The sequence below is a fragment of the Priestia sp. FSL R5-0597 genome, from assembly GCF_038006305.1.
GTDB classification, from domain to species: Bacteria; Bacillota; Bacilli; order Bacillales; family Bacillaceae_H; genus Priestia; species Priestia zanthoxyli.
This window is the reverse complement of record NZ_JBBOUZ010000001.1, coordinates 3,249,705-3,265,143: the sequence shown is the minus strand read 5'-3', so window position 1 is coordinate 3,265,143 and position 15,439 is coordinate 3,249,705. Positions and strand designations below refer to the sequence as shown.

At 39.3% G+C, this 15,439-nt stretch carries 20 protein-coding genes; 15 read left to right on the top strand and 5 right to left on the bottom strand.

All coding sequences use genetic code 11. The features are described 5' to 3' along the window. Positions 1–41: 41 nt before the first annotated feature. The gene (locus MKX72_RS16975; protein ID WP_034263827.1) at positions 42–1,259 is read right to left on the bottom strand and encodes an MFS transporter; all 1,218 of its coding nucleotides are present in this window, start codon (positions 1,257–1,259) and stop codon (positions 42–44) included. A gap of 253 nt (positions 1,260–1,512) precedes the next feature. Between MKX72_RS16975 and MKX72_RS16970 the strand changes: the two genes are divergently transcribed. Next, the gene (locus tag MKX72_RS16970) at positions 1,513–2,397 is read left to right on the top strand and encodes a LysR family transcriptional regulator (RefSeq protein WP_034263829.1); all 885 of its coding nucleotides are present in this window, start codon (positions 1,513–1,515) and stop codon (positions 2,395–2,397) included. 32 nt (positions 2,398–2,429) lie between these two features. Here the strand turns inward: MKX72_RS16970 and MKX72_RS16965 are convergent, their stop codons facing one another. Beyond that, positions 2,430–2,972 (bottom strand): MerR family transcriptional regulator, encoded by a 543-nt coding sequence (locus MKX72_RS16965; protein ID WP_034263831.1) that lies wholly within the window; start codon positions 2,970–2,972, stop codon positions 2,430–2,432. Between the two features lie 345 nt (positions 2,973–3,317). Here MKX72_RS16965 and MKX72_RS16960 point away from each other — a divergent pair, with 345 nt between their 5' ends. Continuing rightward, a complete protein-coding gene (locus MKX72_RS16960) occupies positions 3,318–3,632 on the top strand; it encodes an MGMT family protein (RefSeq protein WP_155007864.1) in 315 nt (104 codons plus the stop codon). 277 nt (positions 3,633–3,909) lie between these two features. Here the strand turns inward: MKX72_RS16960 and MKX72_RS16955 are convergent, their stop codons facing one another. Further along, positions 3,910–4,527, bottom strand: coding sequence for a LysE family translocator (locus MKX72_RS16955; RefSeq protein WP_034263872.1), 618 nt, complete (start codon positions 4,525–4,527; stop codon positions 3,910–3,912). Between the two features lie 117 nt (positions 4,528–4,644). Between MKX72_RS16955 and MKX72_RS16950 the strand changes: the two genes are divergently transcribed. The 5 genes from MKX72_RS16950 to MKX72_RS16930 all read left to right on the top strand — a co-directional run bounded on the left by MKX72_RS16950 (position 4,645) and on the right by MKX72_RS16930 (position 8,646). Next, positions 4,645–5,190 carry a helix-turn-helix domain-containing protein gene (locus MKX72_RS16950; protein WP_155007865.1) on the top strand — a complete coding sequence of 182 codons (546 nt, stop codon included), beginning with the start codon at positions 4,645–4,647 and terminating at the stop codon, positions 5,188–5,190. 171 nt (positions 5,191–5,361) lie between these two features. Beyond that, positions 5,362–6,294, top strand: coding sequence for a class A beta-lactamase (gene bla / locus MKX72_RS16945; protein WP_049165639.1), 933 nt, complete (start codon positions 5,362–5,364; stop codon positions 6,292–6,294). A 101-nt stretch (positions 6,295–6,395) separates the two neighbouring features. Beyond that, positions 6,396–6,659 (top strand): excalibur calcium-binding domain-containing protein, encoded by a 264-nt coding sequence (locus MKX72_RS16940; protein WP_033580271.1) that lies wholly within the window; start codon positions 6,396–6,398, stop codon positions 6,657–6,659. A gap of 239 nt (positions 6,660–6,898) precedes the next feature. Beyond that, positions 6,899–8,296, top strand: a complete 1,398-nt coding sequence (locus MKX72_RS16935; protein ID WP_098112409.1) for an NCS1 family transporter — start codon at positions 6,899–6,901, stop codon at positions 8,294–8,296. A gap of 200 nt (positions 8,297–8,496) precedes the next feature. Next, a complete protein-coding gene (locus MKX72_RS16930) occupies positions 8,497–8,646 on the top strand; it encodes a hypothetical protein (RefSeq protein WP_013058052.1) in 150 nt (49 codons plus the stop codon). Positions 8,647–8,723: 77 nt separating this feature from the next. On the opposite strand, the gene bglA is transcribed toward MKX72_RS16930, so the two are convergent. Continuing rightward, positions 8,724–10,163 (bottom strand): 6-phospho-beta-glucosidase BglA, encoded by a 1,440-nt coding sequence (bglA, locus tag MKX72_RS16925; RefSeq protein ID WP_155007866.1) that lies wholly within the window; start codon positions 10,161–10,163, stop codon positions 8,724–8,726. Positions 10,164–10,448: 285 nt separating this feature from the next. Here bglA and MKX72_RS16920 point away from each other — a divergent pair, with 285 nt between their 5' ends. From MKX72_RS16920 to MKX72_RS16900, 5 genes are all read left to right on the top strand, one after another. After that, entirely contained in the window at positions 10,449–11,159 is a 711-nt protein-coding gene (locus MKX72_RS16920) for a GntR family transcriptional regulator (protein ID WP_155007868.1), read from the top strand. A gap of 169 nt (positions 11,160–11,328) precedes the next feature. Next, positions 11,329–11,511, top strand: a complete 183-nt coding sequence (locus MKX72_RS16915; RefSeq protein ID WP_232216940.1) for a hypothetical protein — start codon at positions 11,329–11,331, stop codon at positions 11,509–11,511. A 23-nt stretch (positions 11,512–11,534) separates the two neighbouring features. Continuing rightward, on the top strand, positions 11,535–12,026 hold the full coding sequence (locus tag MKX72_RS16910; RefSeq protein ID WP_155007869.1) for a GNAT family N-acetyltransferase: 492 nt from the start codon (positions 11,535–11,537) through the stop codon (positions 12,024–12,026). A 180-nt stretch (positions 12,027–12,206) separates the two neighbouring features. Then, positions 12,207–12,986 carry an enoyl-ACP reductase FabI gene (fabI, locus tag MKX72_RS16905; RefSeq protein ID WP_014459159.1) on the top strand — a complete coding sequence of 260 codons (780 nt, stop codon included), beginning with the start codon at positions 12,207–12,209 and terminating at the stop codon, positions 12,984–12,986. A 149-nt stretch (positions 12,987–13,135) separates the two neighbouring features. Beyond that, positions 13,136–13,672 carry a hypothetical protein gene (locus MKX72_RS16900; RefSeq protein WP_155007870.1) on the top strand — a complete coding sequence of 179 codons (537 nt, stop codon included), beginning with the start codon at positions 13,136–13,138 and terminating at the stop codon, positions 13,670–13,672. A gap of 107 nt (positions 13,673–13,779) precedes the next feature. On the opposite strand, the gene MKX72_RS16895 is transcribed toward MKX72_RS16900, so the two are convergent. Then, on the bottom strand, positions 13,780–13,998 hold the full coding sequence (locus MKX72_RS16895; protein WP_028414570.1) for a hypothetical protein: 219 nt from the start codon (positions 13,996–13,998) through the stop codon (positions 13,780–13,782). A 158-nt stretch (positions 13,999–14,156) separates the two neighbouring features. Here MKX72_RS16895 and MKX72_RS16890 point away from each other — a divergent pair, with 158 nt between their 5' ends. The 3 genes from MKX72_RS16890 to MKX72_RS16880 all read left to right on the top strand — a co-directional run bounded on the left by MKX72_RS16890 (position 14,157) and on the right by MKX72_RS16880 (position 15,427). Continuing rightward, a complete protein-coding gene (locus MKX72_RS16890; RefSeq protein WP_045290693.1) occupies positions 14,157–14,474 on the top strand; it encodes a hypothetical protein in 318 nt (105 codons plus the stop codon). A 343-nt stretch (positions 14,475–14,817) separates the two neighbouring features. Beyond that, on the top strand, positions 14,818–15,177 hold the full coding sequence (locus MKX72_RS16885; protein ID WP_155007872.1) for a sulfurtransferase: 360 nt from the start codon (positions 14,818–14,820) through the stop codon (positions 15,175–15,177). Beyond that, the gene (locus MKX72_RS16880) at positions 15,167–15,427 is read left to right on the top strand and encodes a metal-sensitive transcriptional regulator (RefSeq protein WP_155007873.1); all 261 of its coding nucleotides are present in this window, start codon (positions 15,167–15,169) and stop codon (positions 15,425–15,427) included. Before MKX72_RS16885 ends, MKX72_RS16880 begins: the two co-directional genes overlap by 11 nt. Positions 15,428–15,439 lie beyond the last annotated feature (12 nt).

Below are 15,439 nucleotides of genomic sequence, written 5' to 3'. Positions count from 1 at the left end.
TTGATCTAGATAATAGGATATACCAATTAGTTTTCCTTCATTTAATAACTTTCCTTAACATTCGCAGCGCGTCTTGTCTTTACTGAGCTCTTTAAAAGAAAACCAGAAAGGAGAAAAGCAATCAATAAAAAAACAATAATCATACAAATGAGGCCCCTCCAGCCGAACATCGACCAAAAGACTCCTCCGAGCGTTCCGCCTACGCTTGACCCCGTGTAATATAGAAACAAATAAAGTGAAGAAGCCTGGGCTTTATTTGTTAAAGCGCGCTGACCTACCCAGCTGCTGGCAATCGAATGGCTACCGAAAAACCCAAACGTAAACAAGCCCAAACCGGCTATTTTAGCAAGTAAAGCAGGATTTAACGTTAAAACGACACCGGCTAGCGTAATTAAAAGGTTGATCATAAGTATTTTTTGTTTTCCGTAGCGGTCTACCAGTCTGCCGGTCCACACCGAACTAAACATTCCGATAATAAGAATTAAAAAGACCCAGCTGACAATCGTTTGGCTTAAGGAATAAGGTGGAGCCGTTAGTACATACCCAATATAGTTAAATAAGGCGACGTTGCTGCCTAACAACAAAAATCCTAAGCCATATAAACAAACTAACCTCGGATCTTTAAGATGATCAAGTAACGATTTCCCTAACTTTCCAACTTCTAATTTACGAGATTGAAAGTGCTGTGAAGGAGGGAGGCTAATCCAAAAGATAACGGTCGCTGCTATACTTATAATACCAATCCCTGCTATTGCACCGTGCCAGCCGAAATAATCACTGAGCGTTCCCGCAATCACTCTTCCGCCAACCGCGCCAATTGCATTGCCGCTTATGTAGAGGCCCATTGCTGAACCAAGGCTTTTAGCTTCGATTTCTTCCCCTAAATAAGCCATTGCCACTGACGGCAGACCGGCTAGCGTAATTCCTACCATTATTCGGAAAAATAGCAGAATATGAAAAGTAGGGCTCCATGCAGTCAACAGACATAATAAAGAAGCGGCAAGCATGGAATAGACCATGACAGGCTTTCTTCCCCAAACTTCCGATAGCGAACCGAAAATAAGCATACTGATAGCCAAAGCTATGGTTGTAACGGAAAGCGATAGGCTAGAAGTTGTTGGAGAAATATGAAATTCTTTTGTGAACGCTAGCATTAAAGGCTGTGCGCAGTATAAAATCGCAAATGTATTAAACCCGGCTGCAAAAAATGCAAAGCTCGTTTTGCGAAAAACGGGCGTTCCTTTTTTTATGTAACTCATAGAGCAACCAGCTTACGCTTTCTCAGATGTACGATACGTTTCATAACAAATCCTTCTTTCTGCTAGAAAATGATGATCATAAAATTTTGTAGGAGCTGTATACAGCAGTCGTTAAAAGAAACTAAAAACATCCTCGAGTATGTTTCCGTTTTTTATCGTAACACCTGCTATTTATAATGTATAATTCATTATAATCATATTTTTCATACATCTATGTAATGAATGGAGCCGCTTGATAAGGAGATGGTACAAAGTGGAATGGCAGCAGTTTAAATATTTTCAAACGCTAGCACGTACGCAGCATATGACGCGCGCCGCAGAAGAGCTGTTAATTACGCAGCCTGCGCTCAGTCGTTCAATCGCTCGTTTTGAAGAGGAAGTAGGAGCACCGCTATTTGACCGGCAAGGACGTTCCATTATATTAAATCAATATGGTAAAGTTTTTTTAAAGCGTGTAGATAACATAATGAAAGAATTTGATAAAGGACAAGAGGAAATTCAAGCGCTGCTAGATCCTGAAAAAGGGCAGGTGTCACTTGGATTTTTACATACGCTCAGCACGGATTTGATTCCAGATTTAATCGCTTCGTTTCGCAGTTTATATCCTAAGGTGAATTTTCAGCTGAGGCAAAGTCCTTCGCACGTGCTTCTTGAACAGCTGGAGCTCGGCGAACTGGATCTTTGTTTGATTGCGCCGATGGAAGAGAAATCGTTCATTAAATGGCAGCATCTTTGGAGTGAAGAGCTGTTTGTAATCGTACCGAAAAATCACCGGTATGCTGATCGTGAATGTATTGCACTAGAAGAAATTGCTGAGGAATCATTTATTCACTTAAAAGAAGGCTTTTCTCTTCGTCTTACGTTTGAGCAGTTATTTGAAGAGTCAGGAAGAATGCCTCACATCATGTTTGAAGGAGAGGAAGCTGATACCGTAGCGGGACTAGTAGGAGCCGGCTTAGGAATTTCTATCCTTCCAGATTTACACGGAATCGATCAAAGCAAAATAGTGAAAATCCCATTAGCTAAGGCCAACTGCCACCGAGTCATTGGACTAGCATGGATGGAAGGAAGATATCTATCACCGGCTGTTAAACAGTTTAGAAACTTTGTTTTACATAAATTTAATGATCAGAAATAAAGATGCTTCATGGCCTAGGCTTGTTTACAAACTTAGTCCTTTTTTCGTTGGAATAATCGTTTTAAAATCGATCTCTTTTTACCTACTACGCTGCTTTCTTTTGAAGCTTCTACTAATTCTGAAATGGCCTGCTGTTCACGCAGACTTTTACGCAAAGATTGAATAAGCTGCTTATCTTTTTCCTGAAGAATTTGTTTTGTATCAGGCTCTTGTTGGGGTGAAGGCTGTACCGGCTGTTCGGGAGGTGTCGGCTGCTGGTCATCGGCCTCGGGCTGGTCAGCTGCTTCTGCTGTGTTCTCTTTGTCTTCGTCTAGAGACACGGCAGCTTGATCCTCGCTTGTAGTCAAAGAGAATTCTTTTTGCAGCGCTTCATTGATTTCTTCTGCTTGACAGCCTTCATCATAAAGCTGCTTAATTTTCAGTAAAACGGTCGCAGCTGCAGCTTCATATTGTTTTGGTCGATGATCTTCTTTTTGTATAAAGAAATCTTCGAATTTATCTATGTATCTTCTGATAGTTGAAGTAGGAATACTCGTTTCTTCAGATAATTCTTTTACACTAAGCCATTTTGTCATTTTCTCACCACTTTTTAAATGATTACTTATTCGTCAGCATCAATTTGAAATTGTACTAGTATCTACTGTTTATCTTATCATGTAACGCTTCTACGTACTTTGCTGTGTTGATTTCTGTAACGTTTTTATAATCACAGTGTCATAAATAAGGGATAAGCTGCCACTCGCGCAAAGATTTGCTAGTTGAAGAATAGGAAATACAAGCATTTACCTGAAGAATGTTGCACAATGATGAGCGTACTTCTTATGTATTATCTTATAATGTTGCTGAAGAAAAATCGAGTGATTACTTCACGGTTTATTAATTATGGTAATGTTGTACTAAACAATAAAAGGAGGGACAGCATGAGTTTTACAGAGCGAGCAGTAGCCCTTATTAAACAAATTCCTCGCGGGAAAGTCATGACATACGGACAAATTGCCCGCCTAGCTGGGAGCCCTCGAGGTGCAAGACAAGTTGTACGAGTACTGCACTCAATGAGTAAGAAACATAATCTTCCCTGGCACCGAGTCATCAATTCCAAAGGAGAAATTGGATTTAAAGATGAAGAAATGCATGTTGTCCAAAAACTTTCACTCGAAGCGGAAGTAATACTCGTTTCTTCGGATGGAAGACTTGATCTTAAAGTCTATCTCTATGAACCTGACGTGCATAAATAACAATTGAGATAAATGATTGAGTATGAATTGCTTGTTACACGTCTGTTGATTTCGGTGCCAGACTTCGCTTTCAGCAGGCGGCAGCTGAGCCTCCTCGTCGCTTGCGCTCCTGCGGGGTCTCATCTATTCCGCTTTGCCTGCATGAGTCTTCGCCTTGCCCTTCAATCACCGGCTAGAAGCACCTGCATTTACCCTACTAATAAAAAAATCCGAATGAGTTTGATTCTCCATCAAAAATCAAACTCATTCGGAACTTTCTTCAACTAACATGCTTTTGTTATTTATGTTTTTCAAAAGCGAGCTTTAATCCAAATCCGATTAACACGACGCCCGTTGCTTTATCCATAAAACGCTGCACGCTAGGTGTTGTAAGCCATTTTCGTAAATAGTTAATAAAAAAGACGAATACGAAAAACCACGTGATCGCAAGGATTGTATACGTTATTCCCATAAGAAGCAATTGAAGCGTTACGTTTTGATCGCTTTGAACAAATTGAGGTAAAAAAGTTAAGAAAAACACGGCTACTTTTGGATTAAGAACATTTGAGACAAGGCCTTGACGAAAAGCGGACGTTTCTTTTGACTGCTCCTCTTTTTCAGAAGAAGATGCATTGCTTTTTTTAGAAAGGAAGGCAGAGATGCCTAAGTACATTAAGTAAAGGGCTCCTGCGTATTTTACGATTTCAAATGCCAGAGCTGACTGAAGGAGAAGAGCTGATAAGCCAAACGTGGCGGCGAGCGTATGAACTAAAGAGCCGCTCGCTAATCCTAAAGCCATTTTATAGCCGCCCGTTTGTCCGTCTGCCATCGTTCGTTTCGTGATAAGGGCGGTATCGATACCAGGGCTCATAATAACAAACAATGTAAGAACCAAAAAGGTCAAGATGTCGTTCATTTTTTTCTTCCTCCTCGCTGTGATAAAATTAAAATATACTTTATTTATTAAATATAATTTAACATAAGCAGCGCTGTTTATTAAATTTAATTAAACATCTTTTACGGAGGAATCATCGTGGAAAACATAGATATTGGAAAAAAAGTAGAGAAATTTCGAAAAGAAAAGGGACTAAGCAGTCGTGACTTAGCAAAATTAGCGGATATCACGCCGTCTATGCTAAGTCAAATTGAACGAGGGGTAGCTAATCCGTCTATTTCAACGCTTAAGATTTTAGCTAAATGCCTCGACGTGCCTACTTTTAGCTTTTTGCTTGAAGACATAAATACCTCTCATTTAGTCGTACGGTCAAACGAGCGTAAAACGATGAAGGTAAAAGAGTTAACGTATTCGCTAGTATCACCAGATTTTACTGGAAATCTAGCTACGGCGATTATCGAAGTCCCTCCCATGATGTCTTCATCTGAAACTCCTTTAGCACATAAAGGGGAGGAAGTGGCATACGTTTTAGAAGGAAAAATTAAAGTGTATTTGGACGAGGAAGTATACGTGCTAGAAAAAGAAGATAGCGTCAAAATCCCTTCGCATCTTACGCACAAATGGGACAATCCGTTTGATGAGAAAGCCGTTATTTTATTTTCCGTTACGCCGCCGGTATTTTAAATTTATTAATAGGTGGTATGCTAGTTATTCTTCATTATCGGGTACTTTATTATATAAATGTGATAAAACTATCATGTTTGTGAGAGTAAACAATTGATAAAATAGAATTGTTGGTAATCTCTACCTAAGAGACTACATACTAAATACTTTTTGGAAAGGTGTTGAAAGGTAATGAAGAGATGGAAAGAGATGTTTTACACTTCAAAGCTTAAAAAAATGATGCCTGCACTGGCTCTATCATGCGCGGCGGTTGTAGGCTTTTCAAGCAGCGGAGTACAGGCTGAAACGGTGAAGTGTCAAAAACAAGAAACGAAAAGTGATCGAGAGTTTGCTAAGCTTGAAGAAAAATATGATGCGAATCTTGGCGTTTTTGCTTTAGATACCGGTACAAACAAAACGGTAACGTATCATCCGGACGAGCGCTTTGCTTATACGTCTACCCATAAGGCTCTTGCTGTCGGTGCACTTTTACAGCAGAAATCAATTGAAGATCTCAACGAGCGAATCTTTTATACGCGCGATGACCTTGTGAACTATAACCCTATTACAGAAAAACATGTTGATACAGGCATGACTCTTCGAGAACTCGCGGATGCATCGCTTCGCTATAGCGACAATACGGCAGGGAACTTAATTCTGCAGCAGCTGGGCGGACCAGACGGATTTAAAGAAGCTTTAGAAAACATAGGAGACGATGTAACGCTGCCTGAGCGGTTTGAGCCGGATTTAAATGAAGTGAATCCAGGAGAAACCCACGATACAAGTACAGCAAGAGCACTTGCTTCAAGTCTTCAAACGTATGTACTTGGACAGGCACTTCCTGAAGACAAACGTGCACTTTTAACGGATTGGATGAAACGAAATACGACAGGGGATGCCTTGATACGAGCGGGCGTGCCAAAAAGCTGGGAAGTAGCCGATAAGACAGGCGCAGGCTCCTACGCGACGCGAAATGATATTGCCATTCTTTGGCCGCCAAATGGAGATCCAATTGTTCTTGCGATCCTTTCCGATCGTACGGAAAAAGATGCGGAGTATCATGATAAACTGATTGCAGAAGCGGCTAAACAAGCGGTCAAGGCTCTTAAAGCTACTTATAAATAAAAAAATTGGATAATAGTAGTTTAAATGTAAAAAAAAGATTGAAAAGATTGATAGAACATTCTATTATTAATGAGACAAAATATAGGAAGGAAGTATCTGTTATGAAAAAGATTTTTCCAATTGTTCTATCTTTCGGTTTATTAACAAGCGTATCTTTTGGCACGGTTTCAAACGTAGATGCGGCAGCTAAATCTTACAAAAACTGTACCGAATTAAACAAAGACTACAAAGGCGGCGTAGCTCGTGCGGCTAATGTGAAAAATAAAGGCGGCAAAACAAAGTACAAGCCGTACGTATCAAAAGCATTGTATGATGCCAATACAAAGCTAGATCGAGATAAAGACTACATTGCCTGTGAAAAATAAATACTGAGTGACTCATCCAAGCGCTTATTGTAAGCGTTTGGATTTTTTGTTATCAACTTTTGTTTGTTACGAACTGAGGTCAACAATTAGTCAAGTTGCACAAATTAATATCAGAAAATTCACATAAATATTGATGAACTTGCACTGCGATTCGTATACACTATGTACATGTTAAGTTAACTCACATTCGATGTTAGTTTTAGGCGTGTAAGCACCATAAAAAAGGAGTTGAGTGTATAGTGTCTACAAATGCAACAAGTACCGTTATAGAAGAGGTACATTCTCATCAAGATAGGGGTCTTGATCCGTCACTAAAGCCAAAAGCGGAAAGTGATCGAAAGCTAACTCCGCTGTCCTATATGTTTATGTGGATTGGAGACGGCGTTAATTTAGGAAACATGACGCTTGGTGCGAGCTTAGTAATTGCGGGTACAGCGGTATTAAATCTTTTTCAAACGTTTGTGGCAGCCATTATTGCTATTGGTATTATTTCTACTTTTTTTGTGTTAAACGATCGAATTGGCTATAAGACGGGTATACCGTATGTGATGCAGCTTCGAATGTCTTTTGGCATAAAAGGCTCCGTTATATCGTCTCTTTTACGAGGTATTCCAGCTATCATTTGGTATGGTTTCCAAAGCTGGACAGGGGGTACAGCTTTAAACGAAATTGGTAAAATTGTGAGCAAAGGGTCTTTTGACAATCTTGTTCTTTGTTTTATTATCATTCAACTGCTGCAAATTGTTCTTTCGCTGTACAGCTTCCACGCGGTTAAATGGGTAGAGATGCTTGCGTCGATCATTATATTGCTTGGTCTTGTGTATGTATTTGGTGTTCTTTTAACGTCTCATAGTGAAGTAGTAGGGGAGAAGTGGGTACATACAAAAGGCTCGTGGGGACTTCCGTTCTTTTCTTTCATCATGATGTTTATGGGTAATTATGCGGCGATTTTTCTAAGCGCAGCCGATTACTCCAGAGAGCTAAAGCCAGGCATTAGCGACAAGAAGCGCGGATTTTTATATTTTACACCAATTCTAGTAGCCTACGGATTTGTTCTTACAATCGGGGCTATGCTTGCTTCTGCTACGGGTATTTCCAATCCAGTTAAAGCGTTCGCGGTTGTAGTCGATAATTCGTATATCACTGTTGCTGTATCAGCATTTATTGTGATTGGCGTGATTGCCGTAAACATGGTGGCAAACATTATTCCGCCTACGTATGTCATTACGCTGCTGACAAAAGCAAACTATAAAGTGGCGGTTACGATTACCGGGCTGCTTGCCTTTTGCTCGTTCCCTTGGGTGCTTGTTCAAGATTCATCAGCTGCAGGTCTTGGTTTGTTCATTTTGATTTACTCTGCTTTTTTAGGGCCGATTGTTTCTATTTTACTAGTCGATTACTATATTTTACGGAAGCAAAAAGTGAATGTAGAGGAATTGTATCAAGAAAAAGGGCCGTTTTCCGGCTATAATCCGTGCGCTTTGCTTGCGATGCTCATCGGTGCAGGCGCTGCGTTTATTGAAGTTGATTTAGGCTGGATTATAGGAGTAGTAGTCGCAGGAGTTGCGTATATTCTTTTAACGAAATTTGCTTTTAAACAGTCAAAGTTCAAAAAAGGAACCATCTTTGAACAATAATATTCAATAGATAAAAGTCTTTGCTTACGGCAAAGGCTTTTTATGTGTCTTTTATCGCGTCAGAGTAAATCTCTTTGTCTAGTTTCCTAAAAAGTGGGTAAAGTAAAGAAGAGTAAAAAGTAACCTCTATTAGGAGTTGCTTTGAACAGAAGCGCATCTAATGAATCGCATCAATCATAGCTTAAAGGAGAGGGCAGAGTATGTATGAATTTAGAGTGTATACTCTTCGAGATGGAAGCGAAAAGGTAATCAAAACGCTGAAACATGAATCGTTTGCTGATGAAATTCAACGAGCGGGAATTAAGCAAACAGAAATTGCGCAAACGCAGCTAGTAGATAAACCGAGATAACGTATTTGCATTTATTTTTACATTTAAAAAAGCCGGTTTCCTGTGTCTTCACGCAGGTACCCGGCTTTTCTGATTTCTTACAGTTCTTCACCGTTTGTTTCAATCACATGTTTATACCAGTTAAAAGAATCTTTTTTGTAGCGTTTCATCGATCCGTTTCCTTCGTTGTCACGGTCGACATAAATCATCCCGTATCGTTTTTTCATTTCGCCTGTTGTAAAGGAAACAATATCAATAATTCCCCACGGCGTGTAGCCCATTAAATCAACACCATCGTACGTTACAGCTTTTTTTAACGCTTCGATGTGCGATTTTAAATATTCAATTCGCGATGCGTCATGAATGGAACCGTCTGCTTCAACCGTATCGATGGCGCCAAATCCGTTTTCTACAATGAATAGCGGAATTTGATAGCGGTCGTAGAAACGATTTAACGTATAGCGCAAGCCCGTTGGATCGATCGACCAGCCCCAATCGCTTGATTTGATATAAGGGTTTGCTACGCCGTTTGGCAAGCCGCCGTTTACGATATCACCCGTGTTATCAGCTTCAACGTCGCTTTTAACCGTTGTGGACATGTAATAGCTGAAGCCTAAATAATCGACTTTTCCGTTTCGTAAAATTTCTTCGTCGCCTTCTTCAAACGGAATATGATAGCCTTCTCGTTCAAATTCTTTTAACGCGTAGCTCGGGTAATAGCCGCGAACTTGAACGTCAGGGAAGAAGTAGCGCTGTCTCATTGTTTCTTCTGCTAACATCACGTCTTCAGGGTTTGAAGAATACGGATAAATTGGCACATGTGACACCATTGCTCCGATTTGGAAATCTGGATTAATTTCTTTTCCTTTTGATACGGCAAGAGCGCTTGCTAAAAGTTCATGATGTCCCGCTTGATACATCACTTCTTTTGCATTTTCACCAGGCTTTACAGAAACGCCTGAGTTCGTCCATAGAAATAGAGGATTGTTTACGTCCATTTTATTGTTGATTTCATTAAACGTCATCCAGTACGTGACTTTGTCTTTGTAGCGGTCGAAACAAACTTCAGCGAATTTCACAAAGCAATCTACCACTTTTCGGCTTCTAAATCCGCCGTATTCTCGAGCTAAATGCAGAGGCATTTCAAAGTGAGACAGCGTAATAACCGGTTCAATCCCGTGCTTTAACAGTTCATCAAATACATCGTCGTAAAATTTTAGTCCTTCTTCGTTTGGCTCAGCTTCATCGCCTTTAGGGAAAATACGGCTCCAGCCGATAGACGTTCGCAAACATTTTAAGCCCATTTCTGCAAACAGTGCGATATCTTCTTTGTAGCGGTGATAAAAATCAATCGCTTCGTGATTTGGATAAAATTTATCATCTTCCACTGTTTCAGTGATTTGTCGCGGTACACCGTGTGCACCTGCAGTCATAACGTCTACTACGCTCGGTCCTTTTCCGCCTTGATTCCATCCACCTTCAAATTGATGAGCTGCTAATGCGCCGCCCCATAAAAAATCTTTTGGCATCTTTGTCATTGTTAGTTCCTCCTTATTTCACTACGGTAAATAATGTTTGATTCAGTCCGCTATTCTTAATATCTGCAACGATTACTTCTCGATAATCGCTTGAATGTGTGATAATAACCGGTGTGATTGTTAACACCCTTGTTGAGTATACGCTTTCAGTATAATTGTACCGATACAATTTATCAATACCCAAATAAAATAATAATCAATAAATAATTTAAGTTTATGGGTTGGAGTTAGATTATGGTATAATCGTGTTATTCTTGAGACAAATATCAGTAAAGAGGTATAGCTATGATCAAATACCAACAAATTGCAATTGAAATTGAAACCTATATTGAAGAACACAAGCTTCAGCAAGGAGACAAGCTGCCGGTATTAGAAACGCTGATGACACAGTTTAAGGCGAGCAAAAGCACCGTAACAAAAGCCTTAGATCTGCTGGAGAAAAAAGGCGTTGTTTTTCAAGTAAGAGGAAGCGGCATTTTTGTCCGTCGTCATAAACGAAAAGGATATATTGGCTTGCTTTCCAATCAAGGATTTACAAGTGAACTTGAAGATTTTCAGTTAACGTCGGAAGTAATTGAGCTAGATGTACGGAAACCGACACAAGAAGCGGCGTTAAATTTAAACATAGAAGAAAATAGCGACGTCTATTATGTAAAAAGAGTACGGTATATTAACGGCCAGACGCTTTGTCTGGAAGAATCGTTTTATAATAAATCCATCGTTACGTACTTAAATAACGAAATTGTTTCTCAGTCTATTTTTCATTACATTAAAGAAGGCCTTGGCTTAAAAATCGGGTTTTCTGATCTATATCTTCACGTCGGCAAGCTGAACGAAGAAGAAGCAAAGTACTTAGGATTAAAAGAAGGCGATCCTAAATTATTTATTGAAACACTTTTTCACTTAGCGAATGGCCAGCCGTTTGACTTTTCAAAAGTGACGTATAACTACGAACAGTCGCAGTTCTTTTTACAAGCAACAAGTCATGTTTTATAAAAAAGTGCCCGTCTCTCAATTACCAAGGAACGAGAGGCAGGCACTTTTTTTCATTTCTTTGATAAAAACATGAAAGAAGATAAAGGTTGTAATAAATAGGAAATTAATATACGGTAAAATGGTTACAGGGTTTATAGAAATAAGAAAATGAGGTGCGAAGTTGAAAAAGATGCTGAGTTATCTTATTCCAATGCTTTTTATGTTTGGTTTGCTTTCCATGAATTTATTTCAGCCGACTAAAGGGGATTTTATCGCTGTAGGTGTGATATCGATTCTTACAGGTGCCGTGATTGGTTTTGTAATAAACATAGGTTATGCAGTATTAAAAACAGTCAAAAATAAGATGGAGTAAATAGATTAGAGGCGGTGGAGGTTTTGAGTGAAAGTATTGTTATTCAGCCATATACGAGCAAGTATCAACAGCAAGTAGTGGATTTAATTCTTCCTATTCAGCAGCAAGAATATCACATTCCAATAACGGAAAAAGATCAGCCGGATTTATTTGAAATCGAGAGCTTCTATCAGCAGGGCAACGGAAACTTCTGGGTGGCTGTTTGCAACGAAAAAGTAGTAGGAAGCGTAGCTTTAATAGACATTGGCAGCCGCCAAGTAGCCCTGCGAAAAATGTTTGTAGCAAAGCCTTATAGAGGAGCAAGCTTCAAAACAGCTCACCGTTTATTGCATACAGCCATCGCGTGGGCAAAAGAGCAAGAAGTGGAAAGAATATACTTAGGAACGACATTGCAATATAGAGCTGCCCATCGCTTTTATGAGAAAAATGGATTTCAAGCTATAGAAAAAGAAAAGCTGCCTGCGAATTTCCCGGTGATGAACGTCGATAAAAAGTTTTATACATATGGGGTATAAGCAAACGGTTGTGGTCAGGAATGAACTCATTCTCATCTGCAGCCAAGTAAGAGGTCATTTATAGACCAAAAATGGATAATTCATAAGACATTTAGGAACTAAGCGCATCTTTATGCTATAATGAAGCTATACAATTACCTATTAGTCATCATCGATGACTAATTTTTTTTGGAGGATCATATGGAAGATTTATTACAATTAAAGAACAAGAACATTGTTATTATGGGAGTTGCCAACGACCGAAGTATTGCTTGGGGTGTTGCAAAAGCCCTTCATCAAGTAGGAGCAAACTTAATTTTTACATACCGTAAAGAACGTTCACTAGGAAAATTGAACAAGCTTTTAGAAAAAAATGAAATTCAAGCATCATTAATTGCTGAATGTGACGTAAACAGCGACGAAAGTATTGAAGCAGCGTTCAAAAAAATCGGAGAAGAAGCAGGTACAGTTCACGGAGTTATTCACTCTGTTGCGTTTGCTCACTCAGAAGATTTAAACGGCGAGTTTATTAATACATCAAGAAGCGGATATGCATTTGCTCAAGACACAAGTGCTTATTCATTTATCGCTGTAGCGAAAGCAGCAAAACCTCTTATGACAGAAGGCGGTTCTCTTGTAGCGATGAGCTATCTTGGTGCAGAGCGCGCAGTGGAAGGTTATAACGTAATGGGCGTAGCGAAAGCGGCACTTGAGTCTTCAGTAAAATACCTAGCATTAGACTTAGGAAAAGACAATATCCGCGTAAATGCGATTTCAGCAGGCCCAATTCGTACGCTTGCAGCAAAAGGCATTTCTGACTTTAACCAAATTCTTCACAAAGTTGAAGAAAAAGCACCTCTTAAGCGTAACGTAACACAAGCAGAAGTTGGCGACATGACGGTTGTATTACTGAGCCATCTTTCACGCGGCGTAACAGGAGAAATCGTACACGTAGACGCTGGTTATAATATTGTAGGTTAATTGCAAAACACCTTCTCAAATGAGAAGGTGTTTTTTTGTGGGAAATTCAGAAATCTATCGTTTCCTCTATTAAAAATTATGAGTCAAAGGACAAGCATCCAAGCATTTTTCCTGCGAATGAATAAAATAGATAGACACACAAAGAAAGGATGATTACGATTAAAAAAGATGATAAATATCATGTAGAAAGATCTTATTCTTCTAAGAAACATCACCATAGTTCTTGTCCACAAGACAAGCAAGGAAATACAAGAGACTCAGCGTTTCGTGCTCTTAACCTTACAAATCAGCCAGTATCAGCAAACACTTCTGTGAAAGTTTCCTATCAGTTTAAACAATTTGACTTAGCGAATGAATATAACCCGGTTACATCCACTTTTCGTCCTAAAAAAGATGGCGTATATTCCCTTGTTGCTACAATTGGATTTCTTCCTAATGATACGACTGTCGATTATCGAGCACGCGTAGAAATTCGTGTCAACGGCACGGCGGTTATCGCAATTGATAACGATTTCTTTGGTGGAAACACTATATTTGTTAACGTGGTATCCGTTTCTACTATTTATAATTTAGAAAAAGGAGACCGAGTTGAAGTCTTCGCAGAAAGTAATGTTGACGGCACAATTGTCACAACAGAAAATGTGTCGCATTTCGAAGCAGCAAGATTTCCATCTCCTTCCGAATAAAGAGCTATATGCATCTTTTGGTGTAAAGAAGTCGAAAAAAACAAGTTTAATACAAGCTGACAAAGGAAGCAGACTTCTCATAAGAAATCTGCTTCTTTTGCTTATATTCATTTAAACGTTTCTTTTAGATTTTTCTCAGCTTTTTTCATAGGAAGGTAAAGGAATACGTGTAAAGAAAGACCAATCACGGCAGTAATATTAGCAATAAGGCTAATAATAAAAAATATCCATTCTATACTTCCAGATAAGTTTATGCTTCCGCTTATAAGAGAAGAGCTTACTCCTATAAGTAAGATAGCCATTAATAAAGGTAAGTTTTTAACCAATTGAAATCCTCCTGGATGTTTTATATTGATATTACCATATAAAAACAAAAGTGTTATGTAATTCATAATTAACCAAACGCCTATATATTTTAAAATAGATAAGCTCTAAATCCCAACATGAACATATGATGTGGCAAAGGAAAAGGAGTTGAAGAAACATGCATCAAGGACAGCAACATTATATTCCATGGGAACAATGGCATCACCAGCATCCTCAAGGCACGTGGAATCAATGGCATCAGCAACATCCTCATGTACCTTGGGAGCAGTGGCACAAACAGTATCCGCACGGCACATGGAATCAATGGCATCAACAACATCCATACACACCTTGGAATCAGTGGCATCAGCAGTATCCGCACGGTTCGTGGAATCAGTGGCATCAGCAAAATCCATATGTGCCATGGAATCAGTGGCACCAGCAGCATCCACACAGTTCATGGAATCAATGGCATAATATTTATCATCAAAGCTAATCAGCTTTTTACCATAAAAGGTCCGGTTCTCCTTAGGAACTGGACCTTTTGTGTGTAGACGTGAATGACGCAGTAAGCTTATTTTCTAGTAATTTATATGAGCCCAGGTGATGAATGAAAACGGAAAAGTATGTTTGATCTATAGGGTAGGGGGTACACACAATAAAGCAGGTTAAAGAAAACATTCATGATTCCTAAGCTGTATAAAGTGGATTGGTTCATATGAAAGGATCCATGTAAATCAGCAAAATTAACTATAATTTTATCGCTTGACAATATACCTGTAGGGGTATAATATGGAGCATGTAAACAACATCAATTCAATAGCAAGGCGGTGATTGTTATGCTTTATATAGCAGTATTGTTGCTTGCTATTTCATTTATTGCATACAGACGTTATTATCCTGTTAAAGGAATACAGTGCATACGGGAATCTGAAGCAAAAGAACTTGGGCGAACGGTTGTAGATATTCGCCATTATCATGAAGTTCGCGATTCTATTGGTACAGTTATTCCGTATGCGTATCTCAAACGCTTTTATTCAGAAATTCCACAGGGCAGCGTTCATCTGATTGCCGGAGATAGAGTGGAGTTAAATTTAGGCGTACGGTTCTTACGAAAAAAAGGTTTTGAAGTACGCAGCTATGAGTTAGCAGCGTGTAAAAGTAAAGGAAAGAAAGGGGTATTCGATTATGGAGTATAATCAACAAGTGAAAAATCGCATGCGCCGAATTGAAGGGCAGTTAAAAGGCGTGCTTAGCATGATGGAACAAGGAAAAGACTGCCGAGACGTCGTGACTCAATTATCTGCTGCAAGAAGTGCCATTGATCGCACAATGGGAGTTATTGTGAGCAGCAATCTTGAACAGTGCGTCAGAGAAAGCCTTCAGCAAGGAGAGGCAACGGAAGGGTTAGTGAAAGAAGCTGTACAGCTGTTAGTGAAAAGTCGTTAATCGTTGTCACCT